The sequence below is a fragment of the Micromonospora sp. NPDC000089 genome (assembly GCF_042899365.1).
Taxonomy (GTDB): domain Bacteria; phylum Actinomycetota; class Actinomycetes; order Mycobacteriales; family Micromonosporaceae; genus Micromonospora.
Genome location: NZ_JBIAZT010000031.1, coordinates 3,363 through 4,947, shown reverse-complemented (window position 1 = coordinate 4,947; position 1,585 = coordinate 3,363). Strand labels below are relative to the sequence as shown.

Sequence of the window (1,585 nt, the reverse complement as noted above, 5' to 3'; positions counted from 1 at the left end):
TGGGGTTGTTTGTTTGTTCTGAGTTGCACAGTGGACGCGTAGCAGCTTTGTAAGTCAAGTCCTCGGCCTATTAGTACCGGTCAACTGAACCCGTTACCGGGCTTACATTTCCGGCCTATCAACCCAGTCGTCTAGCTGGGGGCCTTACCCCACCAAAGTGGGTGGGATACCTCATCTTGAAGCAGGCTTCCCGCTTAGATGCTTTCAGCGGTTATCCCTTCCGAACGTAGCTAACCAGCCGTGCCCCTGGCGGGACAACTGGCACACCAGAGGTTCGTCCGTCCCGGTCCTCTCGTACTAGGGACAGCCCTTCTCAAGTATCCTACGCGCACGGCGGATAGGGACCGAACTGTCTCACGACGTTCTAAACCCAGCTCGCGTACCGCTTTAATGGGCGAACAGCCCAACCCTTGGGACCTGCTACAGCCCCAGGATGCGACGAGCCGACATCGAGGTGCCAAACCATCCCGTCGATATGGACTCTTGGGGAAGATCAGCCTGTTATCCCCGGGGTACCTTTTATCCGTTGAGCGACACCGCTTCCACATGCCAGTGCCGGATCACTAGTCCCGACTTTCGTCCCTGCTCGACCTGTCAGTCTCACAGTCAAGCTCCCTTGTGCACTTGCACTCAACACCTGATTGCCAACCAGGCTGAGGGAACCTTTGGGCGCCTCCGTTACCCTTTAGGAGGCAACCGCCCCAGTTAAACTACCCACCAGACACTGTCCCTGAACCGGATAACGGTCCGAAGTTAGATACCCAAAGCAACCAGAGTGGTATTTCAAGATTGCCTCCACCCATACTGGCGTATGGACTTCACCGGCTCCCACCTATCCTACACAAGCTAATTCGGATACCAATGTCAAGCTATAGTAAAGGTCCCGGGGTCTTTCCGTCCTGCCGCGCGTAACGAGCATCTTTACTCGTACTGCAATTTCGCCGGGCCTGTGGTTGAGACAGTGGGGAAGTCGTTACGCCATTCGTGCAGGTCGGAACTTACCCGACAAGGAATTTCGCTACCTTAGGATGGTTATAGTTACCACCGCCGTTTACTGGCGCTTAAGTTCTCCGCTTCGCCCCGAAGAGCTAACAGGTCCCCTTAACGTTCCAGCACCGGGCAGGCGTCAGTCCATATACATCGAATTACTTCTTCGCATGGACCTGTGTTTTTAGTAAACAGTCGCTTCCCCCTGCTCTCTGCGGCCATACAACGCTCCACCCGCGCGGGGCTTCACGTCTCCGGCCCCCCTTCTCCCTAAGTTACGGGGGCAATTTGCCGAGTTCCTTAACCACAGTTCGCCCGATCGCCTCGGTATTCTCTACCTGACCACCTGTGTCGGTTTGGGGTACGGGCCGCTCAGAACTCGCTAGAGGCTTTTCTCGGCAGCATAGGATCACTGACTTCACCTGAATCGGCTCGGCATCACGTCTCAGCCTCATGATGTGCGGATTTGCCTACACACCGGCCTACACGCTTACCCCGGCACAACCACCGGCCGGGATCAGCTACCTTCCTGCGTCACCCCATCGCTTGACTACTACCCACCAGGTTCCCACGCTCCCCCCGATTGGTCCGAAGACCG

1 rRNA gene (running past one end of the window) is annotated in these 1,585 nt (G+C 56.4%); it reads right to left on the bottom strand.

Going from position 1 to position 1,585, the window contains the following annotated elements:
- Positions 1-50 precede the first annotated feature (50 nt).
- A 23S ribosomal RNA gene (locus ACFY3U_RS27770) occupies positions 51-1,585 on the bottom strand; it runs 1,612 nt beyond the window's last position.